This is a genomic window from Moorena sp. SIO4A1 (assembly GCF_010672065.1).
Lineage (GTDB): Bacteria > Cyanobacteriota > Cyanobacteriia > Cyanobacteriales > Coleofasciculaceae > Moorena.
Map to the genome: position 1 here is coordinate 1 of NZ_JAAHHX010000220.1, position 2,947 is coordinate 2,947.

The window sequence follows — 2,947 nt, forward strand, 5'->3', positions numbered from 1 at the left end:
TTCTGCCTCTGGTTCTTCAATGGATGTCATAACGCCCTTGCCAAAGCCTTTTGCCATGATTAGTGACCTGGAAATGGGAATTGTTCTTCCCTATTATGGTAGCTTCGTCAGTTGTGCAACACAGCCTTGATTGTCGGAAAGTTTTATTCCACTCTTTGTTTCTTTTGTCAAGTACAATTTATACCAAGTTCAATGCGATTACCCTGGTCAGGATGGAAGCTATCCCCTGACAATAAATCAATCACTTTCACAGACAATAAAAAAATAGGAAAGCTCAAACTTAAGGGTAAATGGGACTTGTGGCGCTTTGATAAGAAGCAAATTAAGCGGGTTCGGATAGTCCGTCGGGCTGACGGTTACTACGTCCAGTTTTGCGTGTCTGTTGACATCAAAGAGGAATTAGAACCAACTGGTACAGCTGTCGGCTTAGATGTTGGACTAAAAGATTTCTATACTGATTCTACTGGTCATGCCGAACCTAATCCTCGCTTTTACAGAAGGGGAGAAAAACGTCTAAAGTTCTACCAACGTCGGGTTTCTCGGAAAAAGAAAGGCTCATCCAACCGCAAGAAAGCCGTTAATAAGCTAGGCAGGACACACCTCAAAATAAGTAGGCAACGTGAAGAACATGCGAAGAGACTCGCACGTTGCGTAATCCGGTCTAACGATCTGGTCGCCTATGTTCGCGAAGCGTGCCGTAAGGCAAGATTTGAGAGTTCGCAATTTGGTAAAAAACCACTGTCTTGCTAAGTCCATTAATGATGCAGGTTGGTATCAATTTAGAAAGTGGATGGAGTACTTTGGTACTAAATTCGGCAAGGTAACTATTGCAGTTAATCCTGCCTTAACCAGCCAAAACTGCTCCAATTGTGGGGAAGTCGTTAAAAAGTCACTGTCAACTCGAACCCATACCTGCAAGTGTGGGTGTCAGTTAGATAGAGATCACAATGCCGCAGTCAACATCTTGAAAAGGTGCGGCTCGTTCCTAGGAAGAGCCTCCTGAAACAGGAGGGGTAAAACTAGGGGGATTCGCGGGGATATTCCCAAAATCCTAACTACTTGTTGGATGGTGGTGCAAACCCACCCCTTTAGGAGATAAGTGACTCCCTATCTGGCCACACCGAGCAAGGGGCAACTTGCAGAGTGACGCTGGCACCAGGGCGGAATCAGAGGTGAAGCAGATTATCCACACTGCCGCTAACGGGGAGACGACACGGGTAGATTAACGAAAGTCCTAGAAAAATGTCTTAAAATGAAGCCGCAATCTGTTAATATGCGAGACTTTATTCTTTCATTCTCACAACGTTCCCTTTTTGACAGTTGTAATCTCTGAGAAGAGAATAGGCAAATTGGACTGCCCTAAATCGTCATAACAATCCAACAAGTGGAACGAGTAAAAACGACAGCAACAATGGGTCTGAAGAGTAGTCGAACTTTAGTAGGTTATGCCAAACTTAATCCCCACTGTCGGGTAGGATGTGCTCAAAACTGGGCACGGGTATCCAGAATACATGAACTAATGGAGAGTATGGGTAGACGCATGTCAGATAGATATAGCGACCTCTGGAAAGGGCAAAAGTGGAAGAAACTCCGCCAAAACCTCTTCCGCCTACAGAAGCGAGTGTATAAAGCGGTTCGAGATGGTGACTTGAAGAAGGCGCGGTCTTTACAGAAACTGATTCTGAAATCCCGTTCAGCACAGCTTTTGGCCGTTCGTCAAGTAACACAACTGAATAGAGGGAAAAAGACGGCTGGAGTTGATGGCATGTCAAGCCTCACCTACAGACAGCGTGTTGAATTGGTAGAAACATTGAACGACTCTGCTTCGGACTGGAAGCATAACCGACTCCGTGAAATCCCTATCCCTAAAAAGAATGGGAAAGTAAGGATGTTGAAAATACCAACCATCGCCGATAGAGCATGGCAATGTCTTATTAAGTTCGCTTTAGAACCAGCCCATGAGGCCACATTCAGCGCCGATAGCTATGGATTCAGAACAGGTAGATGCGCACAAGATGTGCAAAAACGTCTGTTCCTCCACCTAAAATCGGACAAAAACGGCATCAACAAAAGGGTCATCGAACTAGACATCAAAAAATGCTTTGACCGTATCTCACACACCGCCATAATGGATAGGTTAATTGCACCAGTAAGTTTAAAGACTGGGATATTCCGCTGTCTTAAAGCAGGAGTTGACCTGGAATTTCCTGAGCAAGGAACCCCCCAAGGTGGAGTAGTAAGTCCCTTACTAGCCAATATCGCACTTGACGGAATAGAGAACATTCACACCAGCCTAAGATATGCTGACGATATGGTGTTCATTCTAAAACCAAAAGATAACCCCAAGAAGATACTAGACAAAGTCAAAAACTTCTTAGCAGAGCGTGGGATGGAAATTAGTGAAGAAAAGACCAAACTAACCAAAACGACAGACGGCTTCAACTTTCTGGGGTGGAACTTCCGCGTCCATAAAAACGGAAAGTTCCGGTCAATTCCCTCAGAGGAAAACCACCGAAATATCCGAAAGAAGATTAAAGCCGTAGTTAACAACTCGAATTATGGTGCTGAAGTAAAAGCCAAAAAGTTAGCCCCAATTGTGCGTGGCTGGAGAAACTACCACAGCAGCTGTGATATGAGCAGTTCCCGAGATTCCCTCTGGTTCATGAATAAAACCGCCAACCGTAAATTCCGAAAGGAAAAGAAGGTAAACCGGTACAAAGCAAACGAACTATGTAAAAAGGGATTCCCTAAGGTAGGCTACAAACAAAACCAGCACGTCAACGTAAAGGGGACTAAGTCACCTTATGACGGTGACCTAGTCTACTGGAGTAACCGGAATTCAAGGTTATACTCCGATGCTACCTCTACAGCCTTAAAAAAGCAAAACCAATCCTGTGGATTCTGTGGGCTGAGATTCTTAGAAGACGAATATGTACACCTCCATCAT

At 44.6% G+C, this 2,947-nt stretch carries 1 protein-coding gene and 1 pseudogene; both read left to right on the plus strand.

All coding sequences use genetic code 11. The features are described from left to right. Positions 1 to 207: 207 nt before the first annotated feature. Positions 208 to 1,003 (plus strand): annotated as a pseudogene (locus tag F6K53_RS36425) (transposase); the annotation flags it as partial. A gap of 537 nt (positions 1,004 to 1,540) precedes the next feature. Next, on the plus strand, positions 1,541 to 2,947 hold a 1,407-nt coding region (locus tag F6K53_RS36430; RefSeq protein WP_293084333.1), incomplete at its 3' end, for a reverse transcriptase domain-containing protein.